Source organism: Plantactinospora sp. B6F1 (assembly GCF_040120695.1).
GTDB lineage: Bacteria > Actinomycetota > Actinomycetes > Mycobacteriales > Micromonosporaceae > Plantactinospora.
The window spans coordinates 100482-125325 of the sequence record NZ_JBEEAC010000006.1; the positions used below are offsets into that span (position 1 = coordinate 100482).

Here is a 24844-nt window from a genome sequence, read left to right on the forward strand (position 1 = left end):
ACGGTAGCCGCTGTGCGGGCTGGGACAGCAACGCTCACAGGGGAGGGCCACTCCCCCGCGCGGGGGAGGCGGGGTCGGGTGGCGTGACTCGGGGTGCGGGGCGCGTGCCTGGCGGCGGGCGGCTCGGGCCTCCGCGCCTGACGGATACCCGGTAGGTCCGGAACGTGTCGGGTATGTCACCAGTGTCGGGCATGCCGCTCCTTTCGCGGGTCCGGCGGAGTGTTCGATCCGGACTAGGATGCGGTCAATGATCGTCGATGCATGACGCGTCAGATCATTTCCGCGTCGTTCATTCCGGTCGATTCGCCGGTCGATTCCGCCGATCCGATCCGATCCGATTCCGCTGCCCCGATCCGGTACCGACCAATTCGCCAGAGGGATAGTCCAATCGTGTTTCCCGCGTTCTCTGCCCGCCAGAGCCGTGGACGGGCGGCATCCCGGGACGGCATGCCACTGATCACCGACGGGACGGGCCGGCGTACGCCGAAGCGCTCCGCCGCCGAACCGGCCTGGTCCGGTCTACCGCGCTGGACCTGGGGTCCGCCCGGTCGGCGACCTCGACCGCTGCCGGCGCGCACCGGGCCGTACCAGCCGGTGCCGGCCTGGGTCGCCGCGTTGGTCGGCTTCACCGACGACCGGACCGGCAGGCCCCGCGCACTGGTCACCAGCTATGCCGGCGCCCGGGTGGTGCTCGACCTGCCCGATGGTGTGCTGGTCGGCGCGGTGGACGAACGGGCCCACGCGCGGGCGTCCGCGGTTACCCGGATCGACGGCGAGCAGCTGGTCGTCTCGGGTGCCGGCGCCGGCTACCTGGAGGTGAGCGACCTCGACAGTGGTCGGTCCCGCTGGCGGCAGTGGTGCGGCGACGTGCGGTCCCTGGCGACCGTCACCCTGGCCGGTCGCCCGTTCGCGGTGCTGACCAGCGGATCGCCGCACCTGGAGATCTGGTCGCTCGGCGTCGACCGGGGTGCCCGACTGCGCACGTTCCGGACCGGGAGCGAGCGGATCAGCGTGCTGGCGACGACCGGGGCGGGCGAGGCTGCCGTAGTGGCGGCCGGCACCGGTACCGGCCGGGTGTCGCTGTGGCGGCTGGAGTTCGCGCCGGCCGGCGAGGAGGGTGTCCGGGTCCAGCCGCTCGGCGAGGACGGTGTCCGGGTCCAGTCGCTCGGCGAGTGCGGCTTCGAGTCCGCCGGGCTGGTGGCCGTGCTGGGGTTCGCGGACTGGCACGGCCGGCCGATCCTGCTCGGCGCCGCCGGCCGGGTGGCCCGGGCCTGGGATCTGCGCGACGGGCGACCGCTGGGGCCGGCGTTCACCGGGCACACCGGCCAGGTCAACTCCGTGCTGGCCGGCCGGCTCGGCGAGCGTACGGTGCTGTGGAGCGGCGACGACGCGACCGTACGGGCCTGGCTGCCGGAGACGGGCCGGCAACTGGGCGAGGCTTTCCGTTATCCGTACGAGGCGGCGCCGACCCGGACGATCTCGATCGAGATGGGCGGGCGCCCGATGCTGGTCACCGGGGACGGCGCCGGCTTGGTCTGGGTCTGGGACCCCGACCGGCCGTACCCGTTCCGGCGTGACCCTCCGCCCGGTGCTCGGGCCGACGCTGATCCGCTGGGCGTTCCCGGGCAGTGTCTCGCGGTCGGCGGGTCGGCGGACCGGCCGGTGCTGTTCGGGTCGTTGTCCGGTAACCGGGTCCGAGGGTTCGAGCCCGCGACCGGGTTGGAGGTCGAGTTGCCGGCCGACGGGATTCCGGGCGGGGTGAGACTGGTGCCGGGGACGTACCCGCTGCTGGCCGACGTCCGGCCGGACGACGTCGAGCTCTGGGACCCGGGCACCGGCGAACGGATCGGCACGGTGCCGGTCGGCCGGAACCGGGCGGGTCGTCCCGGTGCGGAGCCGTGGGAGCCGACCGGTCCGGCCGGTGGTGCCCCGACGGTCGGGCCGCTCGCCACGGCGCTGTTCGACGGCCGCCGGATGCTGCTGGTGGCGGAGGGGGCCGCGCTGCTGCGGGCCGACCTCGGGACCGGCCGACTGGCCGGACCGGTGACCGGGCACTCCGGTCGGATCCGGGGGCTGGCGGTCGGCGAGCTGGCCGGGGTGCCGGTCGCGGCGACCGCCGCCGAGGACGACACCGTACGACTCTGGGACCTCGCACGGCTCGGGGACCTCGCACGGCTCGGGGACCTCGCCGCCCGGGGGTCTTCCGGGTGGACGGTGCTGGACGGTCACGGCGGTGCCGCGTACGCCGTGCTGACCGCGACCGTCCACGGGCGTGCCCTGGTGTTCGGGGCCGGCCGGAACGGGCAGGTCCGCTGCGCCGACGTCACGGACCTGCTCGGGTCGAACCGGGCCCTCGGCGACGGGCAGCCCGGGACCGGCGGCGGCCCGGCGGGGGCGGGTGGCGAACCCGCGGCGGGTGGCGAGCCCGCCGACCCGGCACCGGTGGTCGACGGGCTGCCGCCCGAGCCGGTCGTCGTGCTGACCGCCACCCGGCCGGTACGGTCGCTGGCCCTGGTCCGGGGCGGCCGGACCAGCTGGTTGGTGGCGGCAGACGGGAGCGTGCTGCGGTGGCAGCCCGTCGGCGAGCCGGGAACGCCGGGCCGGGCGATCGAGGTGGGTGCCCCGGTGACCTGTCTGGTGGCGCTGCCCGGACTGCTGGTGGTGGCGGCGGGGGACGGGCTCGTCGGCTACCGCCCCCCGCCCGACCGGGTCGGATAGGTCCCCCCGTTACCAGCCGAATCCGGCGTCGTAGGAGATCTCGGCCAGTGCCCGCTGCCCGGACGTGTTGGGGTGGAAGTAGTCCCAGCCGGACAACTGGCCCAGCGTGAACGGGTAGTTGAAGACCGCGTTGCCGTCGAACAGGCAGTTCGAGCCGTACATGGCGCAGGCCTGGGCGAGCTGGTTGTTGTAGTCGACCACCCGTTGCCGTACCCGGGCGCGCCGGTCCGCGTCAGCCTGGGCGTTGGAGGTCGGGCTGGCCAGCATCGACTGGCAGATGCCGAAGAGCGACCACGCGGTACGGGCGGCGAGGCTGCCCCGGCCGACCGACCAGAGCCGCTGGATGTCGGGGATGCTGATCACGAACACCCGGGCGTTGGGCAGCCCGGCGCGGAGCCGGCCCAGCGCGGCGTCGATGTTGCTCCGGAAGGTGCTCACCGGGGTCATGCTCGACTCGGAGCTGGTGCAGGCGTCGTTGGCGCCGATCAGCATCGTCACGTAGCCGACGCCCTGGGAGACGGCGATGTCGGCCTGGCCGGCCATGTCGGCGGACTTGGCGCCGGAGCGCCCGTCGTTGTGGTTGCGACCCCCGATCGCCGGGTTCACCGCACGGATGCGCAGGTAGTGGCTGTTCACCCCGGAGTCGTCGCCGGTGCTGAACGAGCGGGACGGGCAGTCGACGTACCACCCGCAGGCGTTGAAGCCCCGGGTGATCGAGTCACCGAGGCTGGCCATCGAGGCGGGTGGTGGACCGGGGTCGGCGTGCGCAGGGCTGGCGACGAGCCCGACCGAGGTGACGAGTACGGCGGCGGCGGAGAGAGCGGACAGCAGGGTGCGGGTACGGCGGGGAGCGGACATGGGCGGCCTCCGGATCGCGGTTGCCTGAGCCGACTGAGGTGGGCGAATCATATAGACCGTTCTGACGCTCTACAACGGAGGCGGCCATAAGGCGTACGCCCCGTTGCAGGCGATATGTTAGACATCTTGTTCATGATCTTAGATGTCTGAATACTCATATCGGATGTGCCGACTCGGCGCAGACACCTCCAAACCCCCCATGGGAGGCTCCACATGCGACCCACAAGGTCTTCGATCCGCCTTGTCGCGATCGCGTCCGCGGCCGGATCCCTCGTCGCCGGGATGCTGATCGGTGTGCCCGCGCAGGCCGCCCCGGTCGCCACGCCCGAGGCCGCGACCGCGCTCTCCGAGCGGCTCGGCGCCCGGTCCGCCGGCACCTACCTGGACGACGACGGCAAGATGGTCGTCACCGTGACCGACGAGGCGGCGGCCCGTCAGGTCCGGGCCGCCGGGGCGACCCCCAGGGTCGTGACCCGCGGCTCCGCCGAACTGGCCCGGGTCACCGCCGAGTTGGACCGGTCGGCCAGGATCCCGGGCACCGCGTGGTATGTCGACCCGGTCACCAACCAGGTCGCGGTCGAGGTGGACAGCACGGTCACCGGCGCCAAGCTTGCCAGGATCAAGGCCGTCATCGCCCGCTTCGGCGGCGCCGTCCGGATCCAGTCGATCCCCGGCACGCTGAGCACCACCATCTCCGGCGGCCAGGCGATCTACACCAGCCGCAGCCGGTGCTCGCTGGGCTTCAACGTCCGCAGCGGCAGCACCTACTACTTCCTCACCGCCGGGCACTGCACCAACGCCGGGGCGAACTGGTCGGCCAGCTCGGGCGGCTCGGTGATCGGCACCCGGGCCGGCAGCAGCTTCCCCGGCAACGACTACGGCATCGTCCGGTACGCCAGCGGTATCGCCCAGCAGCCGGGTGACGTCTACCTCTACGGCGGCTACCGGGACATCACCGGTGCGGCCAACCCGACCGTCAACCAGTCGGTGCAGCGCAGCGGCAGCACCACCGGGGTGCGCAGCGGCCGGGTGACCGCGCTCAACGCCACCGTCACCTACCAGGGCAGCGGCACCGTCTCCGGCCTGATCCGGACCACCGTCTGCGCCCAGCCGGGCGACAGCGGCGGCCCGCTCTTCGCCGGCAACACCGCGCTCGGGCTGACCTCCGGCGGCAGCGGCAACTGCAGCATCGGCGGGACCACCTACTTCCAGCCGGTCGTCGAGGCGCTCAACGCGTACGGCGTGAGCATCTACTGAGCCGACAGCAACCCCGATCGGCGTGATCGGGACCGATGGGCCGCCGGAACACTCCGGCACCCACCGGCCCGGTCACGCCGATCGGCGCACTCCAGGGTCCGGCCCGGTCACGCCGATCGGCGCGCTCGGGGGTCCGGCCCGGACGGGCCGCCGGCCGTGCGGATGGCGTCGGTCAACGGCTATTGCGGGTGGCGGCGGGTCGCCCGCCGTTGCGGGTGTGCGGCGGGTCGGCTGTCGTGCCGGAACAGGGCAAGCGTCACCACCAGCGGCCACAGCGCCTCCGAAGCGGCGGTGAACCGCTCGGCCAGCCCGGCCGACCCGTCGTCGGTCAGCTGCGTCGCCAGCCAGAGCCCGAAGCCGAGCATCAACACCGTGGCGGAGCAGCCGACGCCGGGGCGCAGCACCCAGGGCCGGTCCCGGACCATGCCGGGTGGCTCGGGCCAGTGCCGGATCGGCGCTGCCCGGTGCGGCAGCGGCAGTACGGCCACGGCCGGCCAGACGGCGAGCCCGACGAACCCGATCACGGCGGCGACCCCGTGTGCCGGCGGGGTGTCGGAGTCGACCTTCGGGACCGCCGCCACGACGACGGTCGCCAGGCCGCCGGCCGCGTACACCAGCCGGGCGAGTGGACGGACCGGCCGCAGTCCGATCGCGGTGACCAGGTGGGCCACGCCGAGCCCGGCGAGCAGACCGACCAGGATCACCCGGTCGAGAGGGCCGTACGAGGAGAGCGCGCTGATGGTGTCGGCCCACGGGTCGTATTCGGGCGGCTGCGGTACTCCAGCCGATGACCAGCAGGCCGGGCAGCGCCATTGCCGAGAGCACGGCCCACCAGGGCACCGCAGGCATGCCGTCACGATACGTGATCAGGCGGATCCGATCGCGCGTATCGAAACCGGGGGCGCGCGGCGCCGGCCGGCCAGGGCAACGGCAGCCGGTCCAACCGGGCGCGGTCGGGATGGCGGGTCGGCCGCTCGCCGACCCGCCATCCACGCGGGTCACCCCGATCGGTCGCCCGATTGGCTCCGGCGACCGCTGCCTACAGCGGCTTGTTCGGCCGGGTGGTCGGGGCCGGGGGGATGCTCGAGCTGTAGCCGTTCCGGGTGCCGTACCAGGTGCTGTTGTGCAGGAACGCCTTCCAGTTGGCGGCGGTGGTGATCGTCCCGGTCAGGCCGACCCGGGTCAGGTCGGTGCGCACCCCGCCGTCGGTCTGCGGCCCCCAGATGCCGTCGATCGTGACGGAGATGCCCAGATGTAGGTCAGGCACGCCTGGACGGTCTTCACCAGCACCGGAGAGCCGGAGTTGAAGGTGGTGGTGGTCGCCGTTCCCGACCGCCCGTTGTCCATGTGTACGTGGTTGCGGTGCTCGGCGTTGTACAGGTAGTGCAGCACGTCGGCCGACCGGTAGTTGATCGCCGCGACGGCGGCCCAGTAGCGGCGGCGGTCGATGTTGAAGTCCCGCTTGGTACCCCAGGTGTCGACCGCGCACTCGAAGGCGGTGAACCGGTTCCCGCCGTTCGAGTCGAGCATGCTGATCGAGGCGAAGTCGATGGCCCGGCCGTACATGTGCCAGCTGTTCGCCTTGTCGACGTGCACCCCGAGGACGTTGATTCTCATGGGGTTGCGCCAATGGTCGGGGAGGAGGTAATACCAATCCTCCAGAAAGTACTCGACCCGGTGGTAGAACGCTGCGTCGTATGCCCCGGTGAAAGTGTTGCCGAGATAATAGGTCGGTTGGTCCCAGAGTTCGATGCGGGAGACGAGATCCCCGTGGAAGGGCACCACCAGATCGGTCGGAAACGACTCTGCGCAATTCACCGGCGACGTGCCGCCGGCGTGTGCCGGTACGGCGCCGCCGCCGAGGACCAGGCCCGCCGCCCCCGCGCCGGCGAGCCCGAGCAGAGATCGCCGGGACCAGGTCCGGCCGCCGGTTGAGCGTCGGCTGTGGGATGCTCGCCATTTTCCCGGTCGCCAGATGTGCCGGTAGTGGAAATCATTCGACCACCTTCCTGCGCGTCCCATTCGGGCAGCGTCAATTGACGGAGGGTAGCCAGAAGGAGGCGACGTGGCACGTCGCGCACCACTGAAACCCCCGTGTCAGCGTCCGGAGCGGCATTTCTGCTCCGGCGCGGAGAAACATATCGTCGCCGATAACCAAGGTCAATACCGGCGGACGAGAGAATCCTCGACGGCCGTCACCTCGTCAGTGGGGTCGCAGGCTCGACCCCTGATCGGAGGGCTGGCCATGGCGCTCGGCGCGCTACTGGTGGCCGCCGCGCGGTGGGGTGCGAGGGCACGCCGCTGGACCGGCTGACCCGACCGTTCCGGGTACGGCTGGGCTACCGGCCAGCGGATCGTGTCGCCTGGACCGACCTCCGGGCGGCTTCCGGCACCCTGAAGTCGCCCGGGAGTCCTCGACCACCTGTGGCATTCCGGCGATCCCTGGTGCCGAGGCGGTCGAGCCGGCCGTTCCCGGGCCGGCGAGCACCGCTCAGGTGATCACGAATCGTTTCCCACCAGGGGTGCCGCCGCCCCGGTCCCGCAGGCGTGACCCTGACCGGGCCTGTCGAGTGGCGTACCGCAGATCTCACATCGCATTACTCACTCTCCAGGTTCAATCCATTTCGTGGTTGGTCTGTCGCTCGCGTTCGATCTGCCGGCCGAAGGCCGACCTCCGCAACGTCAGGCGCATCATGGCGGAGTCAACGACTTCCGGATGTCCCCCTTATCGGGACGGCCCGCGCCTGTCGGGTGGGCCGGTTGGCGGGCTGGCTCGGATCCAGCCAGGCGAGCGTCGTCCGGGACGGCAGCGGTAACATCTACGCCGCGCTCGACCAGTGCGTCGGGCAGGCCCAGCTTGCGGCACACGATCGATGGTGGAAAGTTTGTTGATGCGTACGGGTGCCCGTATGACGCTGCTCGTCGGGATGCTTGTGGTCGGGCTGGTCGGCTGCGGCGGGCCGAAGGCGCCGGCGCCCCCATCGGAACTGCGGGACCCGTGTGAGCTGATCACCGACGACATGCTGGCCCGACTCGCTCCCGGCTCCACATCGATGCCTTCGTCCCAGCTGAGTGAGTTCAGCGGCACCCGGCGCTGCGCCGTGGACCTGACCTCCGGCACCGGCGGGATGCGCGGCGACATCGGCATCACTGTCGCGATGGACGGCACCGAAAGCTACGACGAGGCGTGGCGGGCGGAGCGGTGCGCCAGGATCGGCGGCGAGCCGACGAAGGACGGGCCGGGGGATCACTCCTGCTTCGTCGTCAAGCCCTACCAGGACGGGGAGGCGCGATTCGACGGGTGGGCGTGGGTCGGCGCCGACTTCGAGGTCCACGTCGCGTACCAATTGGTCAAGCCGGAGACCTTTCCGTCCGGTGCCGAACAGGACCTCCGCGATCTGCTCGCGGCTGCGGTGGACTCGCTGCCGACGGATTGACCGAGCGGTCGGTCCGGGCCCGCGGCGTCGTGCTGGTCACCCTCGCGAGCTTGGATGCAGGTGACCGCGGAGGAAGGCGAGGATCTCCCGGCGCGCGGGTCGGGCGGCCGGCACCAGGCCGGGGGTACTCAGGAAGGCGTGGGTGGCCCTCGGATAGCAGTTCAGACGGGCGGGGGCGTCCGGTGGACGGCTGCTCGGCGATTCAGGATCGGAGCGCCAGGCGGCAGTTTCCGGATAAGGGTCGAGGTGAATCCTGGGCTGCCGCTCAGGCGACGCCGGTCGGGCGGAACTGGACGCTGACCCGGGGGCCGACCGCCCGCGTCGTCTTCGGCACGGCGTGTTCCCAGGTGCGTTGGCAGGAGCCGCCCATCACCACCAGGTCGCCGTGCCCGAGCGGGAAGCGCAGGCTCGACGCCCCGCCGCCTCGGCCGCTGTCTCGGCCGGCTTCGGCCCGGTTCGGCGCGCTGCCGCGCGGGCGCAGCAGCAGCGGTCGGGGTGAGCCGAACGAGACGATCGCGACCATGGTGTCTTCCCGGGCCGAGCGGCCGTGGGTGTCGCCGTGCCAGGCGACGCTGTCCCGTCCGTCGCGATAGAGGCACATCCCGGCGGTGACGAACGGCTCGCCCAACTCGGCGACGTAGTGCCGGGACAGCTCATCGCGGGCTGCGGTCAGCAGCGGGTGGGGGAGTGGCTCGGTGCCGGCATACCAGCGGAGCAGGCGGGGGACATCGACGACATCGTCGTACATCCGGCGGCGTTCGGCCTGCCAGTCGACCTCGTCGAGCAGGGTACGCAGCACCGCGTCGGAGCCGCTGACCCAGCCGGGCAGGTGGTCGACCCAGGCGCCGGAGCCCAGCTCGTGCCGGCGCAGCGCCCCGGCGAGCGGGCCGAGGGCGGCACCGTCCCCGGCGATCCCGTCGTCGGTGGCGAGGTCCAGCATCGAGGGCTGGTAGGCGCCGGCTCTCATCCGGCCATCGTAGCCACTGTCGAACGCACGTACGATCACCCTCTTATTTACTCAGTAACTACTTATCGAGTAAGGTTCCTGCTCATGCAGCGAAACGCGGTGCGCTGGGGGCTGCTCGCCCTCTTCGCCGACGGACCCAAATACGGCTACCAGCTCAGGACTGAGTTCGACGCCCGCACCGGCGGCACCTGGGCGCTCAACGTCGGTCAGCTCTACACCACCCTCGACCGGCTGGACCGGGATGGCCTGGTCGCCGCCGCCGGGGCCAACGACGACGGGCGGACCGTCTACGCCATCACCGAGCACGGTCGCGTGGCCCTGGCCGAGTGGTTCGCCACCCCGGTCACCGACACCGACCGGCCGCGCAGCGAGCTGGCCATCAAACTCGCCCTGGCGGCGACCACCCCGGACGTCGACGTGGCCGCCGTCGTGCAGACCCAGCGCACCGAGTCGATGCGGCAGATGCGGGACGTCACCGACCTGCGCCGCACCGCCGACCAGGACGGCGACGACCTCGCCTGGCTGCTCCTGCTCGACCACCTGGTCTTCGCGTTGGAAAGCGAGCTGCGCTGGCTCGACCACGTCGAAGCCACCGTGCTCCGCCGGCGCCGCCACACCGCTCGCCCGGCCAGCTCGGCGGCCGACCAGCCATCCGCAGTCCATCAGCCGACCACAGTCCGTCAGCCATCTGCGGCCCACCAGCCGGCCGGAGCCGACGAGACGGAGCCGGTGCGATGAGCGACCTTGTGCTGCGGTTCGACCAGGTGAGCCGGACCTACCACTCCGGCGAGACCGAGGTGCACGCCCTGGCCGGGGTCAGCTTCGAGGTGGCAGCCGGAGAGCTGGTCGCCGTGATGGGGCCATCCGGCTCCGGCAAGTCCACACTGCTCGCCCTGGCCGGCGGGCTCGACACCCCCACCCGGGGCAGCGTCGAGGTCGAGGGCGCCAGCCTCGCCGACCTGGCCCCGACCGCGCTGGCCCGGCTGCGCCGGGACCGGATCGGCTACGTCTTCCAGAACTACAATCTGGTCACCGACCTGACCGCCGCCGAGAACGTCGCGCTGCCCCGGGAACTCGCCGGGGTACGCCCCCGGGCGGCCCGCCGCGAGGCACTCGCCGCCCTGGCCCGGGTCGGCCTGGACGAACTCGCCCACCGCTTCCCCGACCAGCTCTCCGGCGGGCAGCAGCAGCGGATCGCGATCGCCCGGGCACTGATCGGGCAGCGTCGACTCGTCCTCGCCGACGAGCCGACCGGCGCGCTGGACTCGGCGACCGGCGAGGCGGTGCTGCGCGTACTCCGGACCCAGGTCGACGCGGGCGCCGCCGGGGTGATGGTCACGCACGAGCCCAGGTACGCCGGCTGGGCCGACCGCACCATATTCCTTCGCGACGGCCGGCTGGTCGACTCCACCGGACCCCGAACCACCGCAGCACAGCTCCTCGGCGGGCACGCATGACCGGCGAGTTCGTCGGCTCGTGGCGTACCGCGTTGCGGATCGCCCGCCGCACGTCCCGGCGCCATCCCGGCCGCTCGGCGCTGATCCTGTTGATGCTCCTCCTGCCGGCGTACGCGGCCACGGTGCTGACGGTCGCCTGGGCCAACCTCGGCACCGTCGACCGGGACGCCACCTTCACGATGGGCGCCACCGACCTGATCATCAGCGCGGCTCCGGACGACCTCGCCAAGCTGGCCGGCACCCTGCCGCCGGGCAGCCACACCGCCCCGCACACCACCGGCCGTACGATCGTCGCCACCCCCGGCGACGGGCTCGCCAGTTTCGAGTACGAGGCGACGGACCTGACCGACCCGCTCAACCAGGGCCGGTACGTCGTCCGGGCCGGGGCGGTGCCCCGGGGCGCCGCCGAGGTGGCGGTGAGCCAGACCCTCGCCGACCAACTCGGACTCACGGTCGGCGACCCGATTCGTGCCGGGATGCCGCTGCGCGAGTTGACCGTCGTCGGGATCGTCGACCTCAGCCGGTCGTTGCGGCTGCCGGCGTTGGTCGTACCGGCCGAGGCGGCGCTCTCGACCGGGCCCGCCCAGGCGCTGCTGGTCGGCCTGCCGGCCGGCGCCAGCTGGTCCGGGCCACCACCCGGGAGGCGCGCGGTGACCGGGCCGGACGGTGCACCGGAGCCGGCCGGCATCGAGTACAGCCTGCGGGACCGGTCCACCCTGGCGCCGAGCGCGCAGTATCGGGCTACCCAGGCCGCCGCCACGACCCTGGTGGTCAGCTTCGTGGCCGCCCAGGTGGCACTGTTGGTCGGCGCGGCGTTCCTGGTCGGCGCCCGGCGGCAGCGCAGGGAGCTTGGCCTGGTCGCCGCGGCCGGAGCCAGCCCGCGCCAGGTCGGCCGGATCGTGCTGGCCGGCGGGCTGCTGCACGGTTCCGTCGCGGCCGGGATCGCCGCGCTGGCCGGAGTCGGCACCGTCATCCTGGCCCAGCCGATCGTCGAACGGGTCTCGGACCATCCGGTGCTGGGTCTGAGTGTGCCGCTGGGGTCGGTCGCCGGGGTCGCGGCGCTGACCGTGCTGATCGGGCTCGCCGCCGCGTACCTCCCGGCCCGCTCCGCCGCCCGGGGGCCGGTCCGGGCCACGCTCGGCGGCCACCGGGACCGGTCCCGGACCGATCTGGGCTGGCTGGTGGCGGGTCTGGTGCTGCTGGTGGCCGGCGTGGCGATCCTGCTCTGGTCGGCGCATCCGGACGGCCGCGCAGAACTCATCGCCCTCGGCGGGATCCTGCTGTTGCTCGGGGTCGTCGCCGGCACGCCCGCGCTGGTCCGGGTCGTCGGGTGGCTCGCGGCCGGGCTGCCGGTCTCGGCCCGGTTGGCGCTTCGGCACTCGGCCCGGCACCGGCTGCGTACCGGGGCGGCGGTCGCGGCGGTCAGCGCGGCGGTTGCCGGCAGTGTCGCGCTGGGGCTGGTCGGCGCGGCCCGGAGCGACGCGGCGGAGGTGTGGCGGCAGGCCCGGGACGGGCAGATCCTGCTCCCCGCCGAGGCGGCGAGTGCGCTCGGCCCGGCCGGGATCCAGCGCCTCGCCGCCGCACTGCCGGCCCGGGACGCGGTCGCGCTGCGGATCGGCACCGACCCGAAGCTGTCGCCAGGCGCGGTGCTGGTCCCACCGTCCTGGGATCCGGCCCAGCACTCCGGCCCGGCCGGCGACCAGTTGGCGATCGCGGTCGGCGGTGCCGAGACGATCCGGGCGGTCACCGGCCGGGAGCCGACCGCAGCCGAGGTCGCCGCGCTGCGCGACGGCGCGGCGGTGCTGTTCAACGACACCCTCGCCGTCGACGGGCGGGCCACTGTCGCGATCGGCGAGTCCGCACCGGTGACCGTGCCGGTGGTGGTGGCGGTCTCCGGCGAGTACTTCCGGGACCTGCCCGCGATGGTCCTCGCCGAGGAGACCGCGCAGCGGCTCGGGCTCACCGTGACACCGGGGCGGCTGCTGGTGGACACCACCCGGACGCCCCGGCCGGACGAGGTCGCCGCCGCGACCACGGTGCTGCTGCGGGCCCAGCTCGCCGCCATCCCGCTGCCGGCGGCCCCGATCGTGGTCGAGCCGGCCCGGCCGCAGCGCGGCCCGACCGAGACCAGGACCATGTTCTGGGTGCTGGCGGCGGTCAGCGCGGTGGTCACCGTGGTGGCGACCGGGGTCGCGGTCGGGCTGACCGGCGCCGAGTTGCGCGACGACCTGGCTACGATGACCGCGGTCGGGGCCGGCCCTCGGGTACGCCGCCGGATCGTGGCCGCCCAGGCTGCCGTGGTGGCCGGGCTCGGCGCACCGCTCGGCCTGCTCGCCGGTCTCGGCCCGGCCGCCGGGTACGTCGCGTTCAACACCTCGGCACACTGGCGTACGCCCTGGCTCTATCTGCTGCTCCTCGCGCTGCTGCCACCGGTCCTGGCGACGGTGCTGGCCGGTGCCTTCACCCGGACCCGGGCGATACCGCTCCGGCGGCTGGAGTAACCGGCGGGCGCGACCGTGTGCCGACCAGCCGGCCTCCGGCACGCCGCTGGCCGACCAGCCGGCTGACCGGGAGGGGCGCCGGGCGGTCCGGGCCGTCCTGACAGAATGTCGGGGCAGCAGCCCGGACCGCCCGGACAGACGTGAGGAGACACCTGTCGTGATCCGTACCCATGACGCCGGCACCCTGCGCGCGAGCGACGCCGGCCGCACGGTGACCCTCGCCGGCTGGGTCGCCCGCCGGCGGGACCACGGCGGGGTCATCTTCGTCGACCTGCGGGACGCCTCCGGCGTCGTGCAGGTGGTCTTCCGGGAGGGGATGGAGTCGGCGCACGCGCTGCGCAACGAGTTCTGTGTGCGGGTGACCGGCGAGGTGACCCGCCGCCCCGAGGGCAACGACAACCCCGAGCTGGCCACCGGGGAGATCGAGGTGACGGTCAACCAGCTGGAGATCCTCTCCGAGGCGGCGCCGCTGCCGCTGCCGGTGGACGACCAGGTGGAGGCCGGCGACGACGTACGCCTCAAGTACCGCTACCTGGACCTGCGACGCAGCGGCCCGGCCCGGGCGATGCGGCTGCGCTCGGCGGCCAACCAGCTCGCCCGGGGCGTGCTGCACGCCCGCGACTTCCTGGAGATCGAGACGCCGACCCTGACCCGGTCGACGCCGGAGGGCGCCCGCGACTTCCTGGTGCCGGTACGCCTCCAGCCCGGCACCTGGTATGCCCTGCCGCAGTCCCCACAGCTGTTCAAGCAGCTGCTGATGGTCGGCGGGATGGAGCGCTACTACCAGATCGCCCGCTGCTACCGGGACGAGGACTTCCGGGCCGACCGGCAGCCGGAGTTCACCCAGCTCGACATCGAGATGTCGTTCGTCACCCAGGACGACGTGATCGACCTCGGCGAGGAGATCGTCGCCACGCTCTGGCGGGAGCTGGCCGGGCACGAGATCAGCCGGCCGATTCCCCGGATCACCTGGCACGACGCCATGGACCGGTACGGCTCCGACAAGCCCGACCTGCGCTACGGGGTCGAGCTGACCGAGCTGACCGACTACCTGCGGGGGACCGCCTTCCGGGTCTTCGCCGGGGCGATCGACGCCGGTGGCTACGTCGGCGCGGTGGTGATGCCGGGTGGTGCCGGGCAGAGCCGCAAGGAGCTGGACGGCTGGCAGGACTGGGCGAAGGCGCGCGGCGCCCGTGGCCTGGCGTACGTGGTGCTGGACGCCGAGTCCGGCGAGGCCCGGGGGCCGGTGGCGAAGAACCTGTCGGCCGAGCACCTGACCGGGCTGGCCGACGCGGTCGGGGCGAAGCCGGGCGACGCGGTCTTCTTCGCCGCCAGCGCGCAGCGGCGGGAGGCGCAGGAGTTGCTGGGTGCGGCCCGGGCCGAGATCGCCAGGCGGGCCGGACTGGTCGACGAGAGCGCCTGGGCGTTCTGCTGGGTGGTCGACGCGCCGATGTTCGAGCCGGCCTCGGACTCCGACGGTGGCGGTGCGGGCGGTTGGACCGCCGTGCACCATCCGTTCACCTCGCCGAACGCCGACTGGGTGGACCGGTTCGAGGAGGCACCGGACCGGGCGCTGGCGTACGCGTACGACATCGTCTGCAACGGCAACGAGATCGGTGGTGGATCGATCCGTATCCACCGGGCCGACGTACAGCGCCGGGTTTTCGACCTGCTCGGCATCAGCCCGGAGGACGCGGCGGACAAGTTCGGCTTCCTGTTGGAGGCGTTCAAGTACGGGCCGCCGCCGCACGGCGGGATCGCGTTCGGCTGGGACCGGGTCTGCATGCTGCTCTCCGGGGCCGACTCGATCCGCGAGGTGATCGCCTTCCCGAAGACCCGGGGTGGGTTCGATCCGCTGACCAGCGCCCCAACCCCGATCACGGCCCAGCAGCGGGCCGAGGCGGGCATCGATGCCAAGCCGAAGCCGGCGGCACCGTCGCACGGCGGCACCGCCGGGGTGGCAGCCCCGGTCGAGCCCTCCTGAGGATCCGAGCCGATGCCGCCGGAACGCCGTAAGGCGTCCCGGCGGTATCGCCTGCCATGGTTCGCCGGGCCGCTGCTCCCGGGCGACCCGCTCGGCGGGGGTCGCGCGGCGATCCGCCGACGACCGGGGGTGGGGGCAATCGACTTGCTTCGGATGCTCATACTCGGTCCATGGCGCCCAACCCTGATCTGATCATCGACTTGGACCCGAGCGAGGTGGGGTCCGAGGTCGTCAAGACCGTCGTCCTGCCCTGGTCGGGCCAGAGCACCCCCTTGCGGATTCCGGCCGGGCTCAGCGACGGCAGCATGCTGCGGCTGCCCGGCATCGGCCCGGCGACCGTGCCCGGTGGACCGCCCCGGGACGCGTACGTCCAGGTCCGGATCGTGCCGGGCGGAGGCGGTGCGGTCCCCGCGAGCTTCGGAACGGCACCCTCCGGCATGCCCGGTCCGGTGACGTCGGCCCCGCCGACCACCCCGTTCGGGTCACCGCCGGTCTCCGCCCCGCCCACCACGCCGTTCGGCGCGGGCCCTCCGGCCGCGCCGACCGCTCCCTACGGCACCCCGCCGGTGTCCGGTCCGCCGACCACCCCGTTCGGGGCGCAGCCGCCGATGTCGGCTCCGCCGTTCGGGGCGCCGCCGCCGGTGTCGGGTCCGCCGACCGCGCCCTTCGGGGCCAACCCGCCCGGGCCGCAGTTCGGTGGACCGCCGCAGTTCGGTGGACCGCCGCAGTTCGGTGCGTTTCCGCCGCCGCCCGCCAAGTCCGGACGCGGCAAGATCATCGCCATCGTCGGCGGCGCCGTCGCGGTGGTCCTGCTGGTCGCGCTGGCGGTGCCGCTGCTGATCTGGGCCGGCAACCGTGACGACGGGGGCTCGCCCTCGGACCGGACCGCCGCCGGCCAGGGCGGGGAGCCCTCGCCGAGCGCCGCGCCGGTCAGCGCACAGGAGTACCAGGCGCTACTGGCCGAGGTCGACAAGGCGTTGACGCCGGGCTTCACCCAGCTCGGCGCGGCCAAGAGCCCCAAGGCGATCGGCACCGCCGCCGGCGCCATCGGGCGGGCACTCGACCAGCAGATCACCACGCTGTCCGCCGTCGTGCCGCCGGAGAACGCCGCGACGGCGCACGCCGACCTGCTGCGCGGGTTGGAGGGCATGGTCGACTCGATCACCGAGACCGGCTCGGCCGCCGGGGCCGGCGAGGTCTGCCTCGGCTCGTCGGCGTTGGCCCGGGTCAGCCGGGATCCGGCCGCCGAGGACGTACGCACGGCGCAGCAGGCGCTGGCGGCGGCGGACCCGGCACAGCCGTTCGAGGTCGGCAAGTTCGTGCCGAAGAAGACCTCCGACACCAACCGGCGGTTGAGCAACGGCGCATACATCAAGCGGGTGCGCAGCGGCCAGGGGAAGCTCAAGATCGAAAACGGTGGCAGCAGCGACGCGGTCATCAACCTGGTGCTGGGCAGCGCCAAGACCCCGACGGTCAGCGTCTACGTCCGGGCCAAGGGCAAGCACACCGTCTCGTCGATCAAGGACGGCACGTACCGGATCTACATGACCGGTGGCAAGGACTGGGACGCCCGGGCCAAGGGGTTCAGCCGGAGCTGCAACTTCCAACGGTTCGAGGACACCTTCAAGTTCACCACCACCTCCTCCCAGTACACGATCTGGACGATCACGTTGACTCCGGTCGCGGGTGGCAACGCACAGACCAGCGAGGTCGACCCGGACTCGTTCCCGGGCGGCTGACCGGAGGCGACATGCCCTCCCGGCGGGCGGCGGGGGCGGTGCCAGCGACGACGTACCGGCCGGGTCCACGGACCCGGCCGGTACGTCTGTCAGCGCTGACCTCTCCCGGTCGCCGGACCACCCCCTGAGATCCCCGCGCTGTCGGACCACCTCTGCGCAGAGGTCTCAAGATCGTGCACAGATTCTGTGCACAACTATTGTGCACAGAATCTGTGCACAGTTATTGTGCATCTATGGAACCTGATGCCTCGCCCTCCGCCGAACCGCCGGCCTCGGTGGTGGCGCTGGACAGCGCGCAGATCCGCGTGCTGGCCCACCCGCTGCGCGCCCGACTGCTGATCGCGCTCCGCTCGGACGGCCCGGCCACCGCGACCCGGCTGGCCCAGGCGCTCGGCACCAACACCGGCGCCACCAGCTATCACCTGCGGCAGCTCGCCGACGCCGGCCTGGTGGTGGAGGAGCCGGACCGGGCGTCCGGACGGCAGCGCTGGTGGCGGGCCATGCACCAGTTCAGCAGTTGGCGCCGGAGCGACTTCGCCGGCGACCCGGACGCGCTGGCCGCGTCCGACTGGCTGCACCGGCACGCGGTACGGCTGCACGCCGACCTGACCGAGCGCTGGGTGACCGAGCAGCACGACTACCCGGCCGAGTGGCATGACGCGGCGACCTTCTCCGACGTGCTGCTCCGGCTGACCCCGGCGCAGTTGCGGCAGCTCACCGACGAACTGCACGCGGTGGTGGACCGCTACCGGCACGCCGTACCGGCGGTCGACGGCACGGACCCGGCCGCGCCGGAGGACGGCACCGAGCAGGTCCTGCTCTACCTGCACAGCTTTCCGGTACGCGGGCGGATTCCCCTGGCCGGGGGAGTCGACGAGAGGGGAGAACGGTCGTGACCACCCTTACCGGCAGGCAGGTCCGGCGACGTTACCTGATCCTGCACGGGCTGCGCTGGCTGCCCTCCGGGCTGCTGATCCCCGTGCTCATGCTGCTGCTGTTGGAACGCGGGCTCAGCCTTCCCCAGCTCGGGTTCGTCGCCGCGGCCCAGGGACTGCTGGTGCTCGCGCTGGAACTGCCGACCGCCGGGCTCGCCGACGCGCTGGGCCGCAAACCCCTGCTGGTGGTGGCCGGGCTGGTCAACCTCGGATCACTGCTGCTCCTGCTGACGGCAGACTCCTTCGGACTGTTCCTCCTGGCCTTCGTACTCCAGGGGATCTTCCGGGCCCTGGACAGCGGCCCGCTCGAATCCTGGTACGTCGACGCCGCCCTGGCCGCCGATCCGGACGCGCCGATCGAGCGCGGACTCAGCGCCGGCGGAGTCGTGCTCGGTGTCGGCATCGGCGCGGGCGCGCTGCTCAGCGGCGGCCTCGTCGCGCTCGGTCCGGTCGGCACGGTCAGCGCGCTCAGCCTGCCGGTGCTGGTGTCGATCGTCCTGGAGGTCGTCGGCCTGGCCGCCCTGCTCCTGCTCATGGTGGAGGTGCGCCCAGCCGCCGGTGTCGTCGCGCTGCGCACCTCGCTCCGGGCGGTGCCGCGGGTGATCGGCGGCGCACTCGGGCTGGTCCGCCGCTCCCGGATCGTGCTCGCGCTGATCGCGGTGGAGCTGTTCTGGGGCTTCGGGATGGTCACCTTCGAGGTGTTGCTGCCGCTCCGGCTCGCCGAGGTGCTCGGCGACCCGGACCGGGCGGCGGCCCTGCTCGGACCGACCGCCTCGGTGGCCTGGCTCGCCTCGGCGGGCGGTGCGGCGCTGATCGTGTACGCGAGCCGGTGGCTGGGGGTGCCGATCAGCGCCGCGCTGCTCCGGATCCTCCAGGGGGCCACTGTCGTCGGGATGGGGCTGCTGGCCGGGCCGGCCGGGATCATCGCCGCCTACCTGCTCTGCTACGCCGTGCACGGCGCGTCCAACCCGCTGCACTCCGGACTGCTGCACCGCCAGGTCGACGGCCCGTACCGGAACAGCGTCATCTCGCTGAACTCGATGGTGGCCCAGCCGGCCGGCGCGCTCGGCGGTGTCCTGCTCACCTCGCTGGCCGCGGCGACCTCGGTGAGCACCGCGATGGTGGTCGGCGGGATCGTGCTGGCCGTCGCCGCCCCGCTCTACCTGCCCGCCTGGTGGGCGACCCGTCGCGCGGTGCCGCCCGCCGAGTTGGCGCCGACCGGGTAGCCGACCGGCACCGAGGTCCCGCCGGGCTTACCTGGTCGGTGCAGCCCGGCGGTCCCGGTGGATTGGCCCGGGCCGTCGTCGGGTACATCCTGGCCGACCTACTGGGACCCCCGCCGGGAGGAACACATGCTCGCCTACATCGCCGCCGGAGTTTTCGCCTTTGCGCTGCTGCTGGACCTGTTCGAGGAGGACCTGGGCGCGCCCGACCTGTTCAACTTCTCCACGCTCGTGCTGATCGGGCTGCTCTGCCTCGCCCTGTACCTCGCCGGGGTGGGCCGTGGCCCGCGCACCGCGGGTGGCGGCGGTGGCGGACGTTGGTACCGGGGTCGGCGGCCTGGTCGGGGCTGATATTCGTCGGAACCACGACCGGCCCGGTTATCGGTGCATTTCCGGCACCGGAAACCGGGCCGGTACTGTCTTCGTGATGGAGTCCGACGGCCTGTTCCCACTCGTCGATCCCGCCGCCGGGCGCACCGCGCCGGCCGGGGCCGCCGCCGACGGCTTCACCGTACCCTCCGCCGACTCGCCGTTGCCGGTCCGGATGCGTCCGGCCAGCCTGGACGAGCTGGTCGGGCAGGACCACCTGCTGGCGCCCGGTGCCCCGCTGCGACAGCTGGTCACGGGTACGTCACCGATGTCGGTGATCCTGTGGGGGCCGCCGGGCAGCGGCAAGACCACCATCGCCCATCTGGTGGCGCGCGCCACCGAGCGCCGTTTCGTGGCGATGTCGGCGCTCTCCGCCGGAGTCAAGGACGTCCGCGCGGTGATCGAGGCCGCCCGTCGCGAACGGCGGTCCGGCGGGCCCCCGACGGTGCTCTTCATCGACGAGGTGCACCGGTTCAGCAAGACCCAGCAGGACTCCCTGCTGGCCGCAGTCGAGGACCGTACGGTCACCCTCTTGGCGGCCACCACGGAGAACCCGTACTTCTCGGTCATCTCGCCGCTGCTGTCCCGGTGCGTACTGCTCACCCTGCAAGCGCTGGACGACGACGCGGTGCGCGGACTACTCCGTCGCGCCGTCGCCGACGAGCGCGGACTGGCCGGCGCGCTCACTCTCGCACCCGACGCCGAGGACCACCTGGTCCGGCTCGCCGGTGGAGACGTACGCAAGGCGCTCACCGCGCTGGAGGCGGCGGCCGGCTCGGCCACGGCGCTGGGCGAGAAGGTGATCGACCTGGCCACCGCCGAGCAGGCGGTCGACGTGGCGGCGGTGCGCTACGACCGGGACGGCGACGCCCACTACGACGTGGTGAGCGCGTTCATCAAGAGCATGCGGGGTTCCGACGTGGACGCCGCGCTGCACTGGCTGGCCCGGATGCTGGTGGCCGGCGAGGACGCCCGGTTCATCGCCCGGCGGATCGTGATCTTCGCGAGCGAGGACGTCGGGATGGCCGATCCCACCGCACTGAGCGTGGCCACCGCCACGGCGCATGCCGTGGAGTACGTCGGCCTGCCCGAGGCGCAACTCAACCTGGCCCAGGCGGTGATCCACATGGCCACCGCGCCGAAGTCCAACTCGGCGACCGCGGCGATCGGCGCGGCGATCGGTGACGTACGGGCCGGTCGGGGCGGTTCGGTGCCCCGGGCATTGCGCGACGCGCACTATCCCGGGGCTCGTGGACTGGGGCACGGCACCGGTTACCGTTATCCGCACGACGACCATCGGGGGGTGGTCACCCAGCAGTACGCCCCGGACGACCTGGTCGGGGTGGACTACTACCGGCCGAGCGGGCATGGCGCGGAGCGCGCCGTCGGCACCCGGCTGCCGGTGCTGCGCCGGATCGTCCGGGGGCAGCCCACACCACGGCCGGCCGACGACGCCACGCCGGCCAAGGAGCCGGGGGATGCCGTGGCCGGAGGGGTGCCGGGGGATGGCCTGAACGGCAAGGTGACAGCACGCGGCGGCGGGACGCCCGAGGGGGAGGAACATCAGTGAGATCGCGCGGTTCGGACCGGGGCGACGACGGCCACGACGAGCGGCGGGAACCACGGGGCAAGGGACGCCGCTGGGGCCGGGGCAGGTCGGAGGAGGCTCCGCCCGTGGAGCCGGAGGTCAGCGGCGAGGAGCTCGGCTGGATCACCGACCTGCGTACCGCCAAGGAGCAGAAGGTCGACATCGGTCCGGCCGACGGGACCACGACGGCCGACCCGCCAGCCCGGCTTCCCGCCGCCTACGAGCGACTGCCGGAGGCCGGACCGGACGACACCGGCTCGGTGACGTCTCCCGGTTCGCCGGTGGGTCCGACGGCCGCGCCCGGTCGACGTCGAGGCGGCGAGCCGGAGCCGGGAGCGGCGGTACCGCCCAGGCGGGCGCCGGAGTCCCCGGAGCCGGTCCAGCCCGCCCGGGGCTCCGGCCCCCCGCCACCGCGGCCACCGTCGACGCCGCCGTCCGCGGTGCCGCCGGTCGTGCCGGCGCCACCGCTCGGTCGGCCGGGACGCCCGGCCGAGCCGGGCCACCCGACGGACTGGCCCGGGCCACCGACGGAGCGCCGCCCGGCGGGCGACCGGGGCGAGCCGGCGGTGCGGCCCGGTGCCACGCCGTGGCCGGGTGAGCCGGTACCGCCCGCCGGGCACCACCCCCGGCACGGCGCCGCCCCGGTCGAACCGGGTGTGGGGCGCCGGGCAGCGGGTGTCCGGGGTGAGGAGCCGCCCCCGGGACGCCGGGCGGTCCCGCCCAGCGAACCCGACGACGGTCGGCCCGGCCGGTCGGCCGGCGCCGCTCCCGTTGACATCGCCGGTCCGGGCAGCCCGGCCGGACCCGCCGGGCGGTTCGGGGCTCCGGCCGCGCCGACCACCGGCGGCGAATTCGTCGTACCGGCCTCCGGCAACGCGCCAGCGGTACCACCCGGTCCGGCCGTACCGAAACGTCCTGGCGTGCCCGAGCGTGACCCGGACGGGCCGGGACGGGGCGGTCCGGTTCTCGGCGCGCGCCGGCCCGGTGCCGCCCCGCCGCCCGCCGGGGCCCACGCCGCCGGCACCGGTACGCAGCCGGCTGCCGGCGGCTACGCTCCGACCGGAACGCACACCTCCGGTGGCGCGCACTCCGCAGGCCCCGGCGCGCACTCGCCGGGCGGTGGGCCGCACTCGCCGGGCGGTGGGCCGCACTCGGGCGGCGGCGGGGGTGCGCACGCCGCGGTCAGCGGTCCGCCCGGCCCGGGGGTACGGCCGGCACCGGGCGGTGCACACGCCGCCGGTGAGCGGGAGTCCCGCCCGTCCGACCATCCGGAACGGCCGGCGGACTGGATCCGCAAGGCCGGCCGTGGCAGTGCCCGTCCGGTCACCCCGGCCGCCGGGTACGGTCCACCGGCGCCGACGTCCGACGCCGGGGCGCCCGGATTTCCGCCGGTCCCGGGCGGCTCGTCGGCGCCGGACCCGGCCAGCCGGTCGGCCGGCGGACCGGGTCCGTCCGCCCGACCGGGTTCGGTGACCGGTCATGGCTCGGGAACCGGTCCCGGTTCGGCAGGTGGTCCTGGTCCGGCAGGCGGTCCCGGTTCGGCGGGCGGGCCGGGCAGGTCGGCCAACCGGGTGCCGTCCGGGCCGGACGGCTTCGACGGCGGGCACCCGGGCCCGGGCCGGCACGGGGCACCATCGAGCGAGGACTCCCGGGACGGCGGTCGGATCGGCCGGGGCCGCCCGGGCGCGGGTCCGTCCGGTCCGCCCCACGGCGGTGACGGTACGGGCAGCGGTGGGCGGCACGGTGGGCTGCCACCGGTCGTACCGGGGCGGCACGGTGCGGTCGCACCACCGGCCGGAGCCGGGCCACATGGTGATCTTCCGGCCACCGGAGGCCCGTCCGGAGCCGGCGCTGCGCCAGCGCCGGGCGGCCCCCGAACCGCGCCGCGTGCCGGTGTCCCGCGTCCGGTCGAACCGGCTGGCGAGCCGGGGTCGTCGTCCCGGGCCGCCGGGCTCGGCCGGTCCGGCGTCGAACCGGCGGGCCGGCGTGCTGCACCTGGCGGCAGGTACGCCGTCGAGCCGGCCGACCGGAGCGGCCCGCCGGAATCGGGGCCGGGCCGGCCCGGTTCTGCCGCTGCGGCCCCGTCCACCCCACACGACCGGCCGATCGCGCCCGGCAGCCCCGCTCGGGCATCGGCCCGTGGACCGGTCACGCCGGTCCACCCGGGACCCGCGCCCGGCTCGCCGGCCGGGCCGACCAGGGATGGTGCGGGTTCGCCCGCCCGTCCCGCACCGGCCGACCGCAGGGAAGCCGGGCGGATCACCCCAGCCAACCAGGCCGAGGCAGGCCGGGCGGCCACGATCCGGCCCGCTCCGGGGCGGCCGGACGGTCCACCCCGGGACGAGAGGGTCCGGCCCGACCCGCCGGTCCGGCCCGAGGCCCCGCCCCGTGCGCAGGTACGGCCGGCCGGCGTCGGCCGCCCCGACGGCCCGCCCCGGCCGGACGCCGCGCGTTCCGCCGCCGTTCCGCCGGTCGGCGGTCCCCGCCCCGACGGCGGAGCGGACCGGACCGCCCCGGCGGAAGTGTCGGCTGAACCGGCCCGGGGTGCCCGGGCGGAGCTGCGGCGGCAACTCCGCGAGCAGCGTCGACTGAAGACGATCGCCCTGCTGCTGGCCAGCCTGCTGGTGCTCGGCGCGCTGCCGACGTACTTCGGGGTCCGGGCCGCGACCCGTGATCCGGTGTTCAACTCCCTCGACGCGCTGGCGGTGCCGGCCTGGGCCGCCACCGACACCGTCGACGGGGTCAGCGGCAGCCGGTGGTGCTTCATCGAGTGCCGTTTCCGGGAGCGGACCGTGGAGTCGGACCGGAAGTGGGAGGAGACGGCGCAGGTGTACGAGGCCGCGCTGACCCGTGAGGGATGGCGCCCGTGGAAGGTGGCGCTCTGCCCCGAACAGCCGGTCGAGGGGCACTACACCTGCTGGCGTCGGGACGAGTTGACCCTCGACATGTGGGTACGGGAGCCGGCCTGCCCTGACCCGGCGGTCACCGTCCCGGGCGTGGCCCAGTCGCCGCCCACCACCGGGCCCGAGGGCGTGAACTGCGAAGGTGCGCTCGTGTCGATCAAGGTCCGCAACGCGATCGCGGACGACCGGGTCGGCCCGCAGCCGACCACCGATCCGTCGCTCACCGGAGTGGACCCGGATCCGCTCTTCACCGACGATCCGCTCGGCGGACTGACGGTTACACCCACCCCGTCGTGAGGCCGGCGAACGTCACCGACGGTAGGGTTCGGGGTTGGTACTCCGAGGGGCTTTCCGGGTAAGCGTCGTGACACGGCGCCGGGCGTCCTGGTGAGACGCCCCGCGCGATTTCCGAGACGGTGCATGGAGGAGGACACGGGTGGACGCTGGAGAGATCGGTCAGATCGCCGCGCTCGTCGCGGCCGGTGCGTTCCTGATGCTGGTGTTGGTGCTGGCCAGGCCCATCTGGCGGCTGGGCAACACGGTGGACGCGGCGACCCAGGCGATCAACGACATCAACGACCGCACGGCCCCGCTGCTCGCCAACATGAATGTCACGGTGGAGAACGTGAACACCGCGCTGGGGCAGGTGCACACCTCGCTGGACGGGGTGAACATCCAGCTCGCCAAGATCGACACGATGACCGGTCACGCCCAGAACGTCACGGCCAACATCGCCAACCTCAGCACCGTGGTCTCGGCCGCCGCGGCGAACCCGCTGGTCAAGGTGGCCGCTTTCGGGTACGGCGTGCGCAAGGCCGCCTCCGCCCGGCGGCACGCCGAACAGGAGCGCGAGGTCCGGGCCACCCTGAAGCAGCAGCGCCGGGCCGCCCGGCGGGGCGGGCGCTGAC

19 protein-coding genes are annotated in these 24844 nt (G+C 73.7%); 14 read left to right on the plus strand and 5 right to left on the minus strand.

The window, feature by feature from the left end:
* The first annotated feature begins 447 nt into the window (after window positions 1-447).
* The gene (locus tag ABNF97_RS11160) at window positions 448-2718 is read left to right on the plus strand and encodes a WD40 repeat domain-containing protein (protein WP_349338474.1); all 2271 of its coding nucleotides are present in this window, start codon (window positions 448-450) and stop codon (window positions 2716-2718) included.
* Between the two features lie 9 nt (window positions 2719-2727).
* Here ABNF97_RS11160 and ABNF97_RS11165 read toward each other — a convergent pair whose 3' ends face one another.
* Window positions 2728-3576: a GDSL-type esterase/lipase family protein gene (locus tag ABNF97_RS11165; RefSeq protein WP_349338475.1), complete on the minus strand. Its 849-nt coding sequence runs from the start codon at window positions 3574-3576 to the stop codon at window positions 2728-2730.
* A 213-nt stretch (window positions 3577-3789) separates the two neighbouring features.
* Between ABNF97_RS11165 and ABNF97_RS11170 the strand changes: the two genes are divergently transcribed.
* Window positions 3790-4833 carry an alpha-lytic protease prodomain-containing protein gene (locus tag ABNF97_RS11170; protein WP_130460329.1) on the plus strand — a complete coding sequence of 348 codons (1044 nt, stop codon included), beginning with the start codon at window positions 3790-3792 and terminating at the stop codon, window positions 4831-4833.
* Between the two features lie 179 nt (window positions 4834-5012).
* Here the strand turns inward: ABNF97_RS11170 and ABNF97_RS11175 are convergent, their stop codons facing one another.
* From ABNF97_RS11175 to ABNF97_RS11185, 3 genes are all read right to left on the minus strand, one after another.
* A complete protein-coding gene (locus ABNF97_RS11175; protein ID WP_165436571.1) occupies window positions 5013-5690 on the minus strand; it encodes a DUF998 domain-containing protein in 678 nt (225 codons plus the stop codon).
* Window positions 5691-5872: 182 nt separating this feature from the next.
* Window positions 5873-6031: a hypothetical protein gene (locus ABNF97_RS11180; protein ID WP_349338476.1), complete on the minus strand. Its 159-nt coding sequence runs from the start codon at window positions 6029-6031 to the stop codon at window positions 5873-5875.
* Window positions 6016-6615 carry a hypothetical protein gene (locus ABNF97_RS11185; protein WP_349338477.1) on the minus strand — a complete coding sequence of 200 codons (600 nt, stop codon included), beginning with the start codon at window positions 6613-6615 and terminating at the stop codon, window positions 6016-6018. The genes ABNF97_RS11180 and ABNF97_RS11185 overlap by 16 nt, the downstream gene beginning before the upstream one ends.
* A 1127-nt stretch (window positions 6616-7742) precedes the next feature.
* Here ABNF97_RS11185 and ABNF97_RS11190 point away from each other — a divergent pair.
* On the plus strand, window positions 7743-8270 hold the full coding sequence (locus ABNF97_RS11190) for a hypothetical protein (RefSeq protein WP_349338478.1): 528 nt from the start codon (window positions 7743-7745) through the stop codon (window positions 8268-8270).
* 265 nt (window positions 8271-8535) lie between these two features.
* Here ABNF97_RS11190 and ABNF97_RS11195 read toward each other — a convergent pair whose 3' ends face one another.
* A complete protein-coding gene (locus ABNF97_RS11195; protein ID WP_130460325.1) occupies window positions 8536-9237 on the minus strand; it encodes an alpha-ketoglutarate-dependent dioxygenase AlkB in 702 nt (233 codons plus the stop codon).
* Between the two features lie 84 nt (window positions 9238-9321).
* Here ABNF97_RS11195 and ABNF97_RS11200 point away from each other — a divergent pair, with 84 nt between their 5' ends.
* The 11 genes from ABNF97_RS11200 to ABNF97_RS11250 all read left to right on the plus strand — a co-directional run bounded on the left by ABNF97_RS11200 (window position 9322) and on the right by ABNF97_RS11250 (window position 24843).
* Window positions 9322-9975, plus strand: coding sequence for a helix-turn-helix transcriptional regulator (locus tag ABNF97_RS11200; RefSeq protein ID WP_130460324.1), 654 nt, complete (start codon window positions 9322-9324; stop codon window positions 9973-9975).
* On the plus strand, window positions 9972-10694 hold the full coding sequence (locus tag ABNF97_RS11205; RefSeq protein ID WP_130460323.1) for an ATP-binding cassette domain-containing protein: 723 nt from the start codon (window positions 9972-9974) through the stop codon (window positions 10692-10694). Before ABNF97_RS11200 ends, ABNF97_RS11205 begins: the two co-directional genes overlap by 4 nt.
* Window positions 10691-13195, plus strand: a complete 2505-nt coding sequence (locus ABNF97_RS11210) for an FtsX-like permease family protein (RefSeq protein WP_130460322.1) — start codon at window positions 10691-10693, stop codon at window positions 13193-13195. The genes ABNF97_RS11205 and ABNF97_RS11210 overlap by 4 nt, the downstream gene beginning before the upstream one ends.
* Before the next feature lie 157 nt (window positions 13196-13352).
* Window positions 13353-15179 (plus strand): aspartate--tRNA ligase, encoded by a 1827-nt coding sequence (gene aspS / locus ABNF97_RS11215; protein ID WP_349338479.1) that lies wholly within the window; start codon window positions 13353-13355, stop codon window positions 15177-15179.
* A gap of 170 nt (window positions 15180-15349) precedes the next feature.
* Window positions 15350-16918, plus strand: a complete 1569-nt coding sequence (locus ABNF97_RS11220; protein WP_130460320.1) for a hypothetical protein — start codon at window positions 15350-15352, stop codon at window positions 16916-16918.
* A gap of 233 nt (window positions 16919-17151) precedes the next feature.
* Window positions 17152-17814 (plus strand): ArsR/SmtB family transcription factor, encoded by a 663-nt coding sequence (locus ABNF97_RS11225; RefSeq protein ID WP_349338480.1) that lies wholly within the window; start codon window positions 17152-17154, stop codon window positions 17812-17814.
* A complete protein-coding gene (locus ABNF97_RS11230; RefSeq protein WP_349338481.1) occupies window positions 17811-19079 on the plus strand; it encodes an MFS transporter in 1269 nt (422 codons plus the stop codon). The genes ABNF97_RS11225 and ABNF97_RS11230 overlap by 4 nt, the downstream gene beginning before the upstream one ends.
* A gap of 126 nt (window positions 19080-19205) precedes the next feature.
* Entirely contained in the window at window positions 19206-19427 is a 222-nt protein-coding gene (locus ABNF97_RS11235; protein ID WP_107262832.1) for a hypothetical protein, read from the plus strand.
* A 76-nt stretch (window positions 19428-19503) separates the two neighbouring features.
* On the plus strand, window positions 19504-21015 hold the full coding sequence (locus ABNF97_RS11240; protein ID WP_349338482.1) for a replication-associated recombination protein A: 1512 nt from the start codon (window positions 19504-19506) through the stop codon (window positions 21013-21015).
* Between the two features lie 2540 nt (window positions 21016-23555).
* The gene (locus tag ABNF97_RS11245; RefSeq protein WP_130465548.1) at window positions 23556-24233 is read left to right on the plus strand and encodes a hypothetical protein; all 678 of its coding nucleotides are present in this window, start codon (window positions 23556-23558) and stop codon (window positions 24231-24233) included.
* Window positions 24234-24372: 139 nt separating this feature from the next.
* Complete coding sequence (locus ABNF97_RS11250; RefSeq protein ID WP_130460316.1) at window positions 24373-24843, plus strand: DUF948 domain-containing protein; 471 nt, start codon at window positions 24373-24375, stop codon at window positions 24841-24843.
* Window position 24844 lies beyond the last annotated feature (1 nt).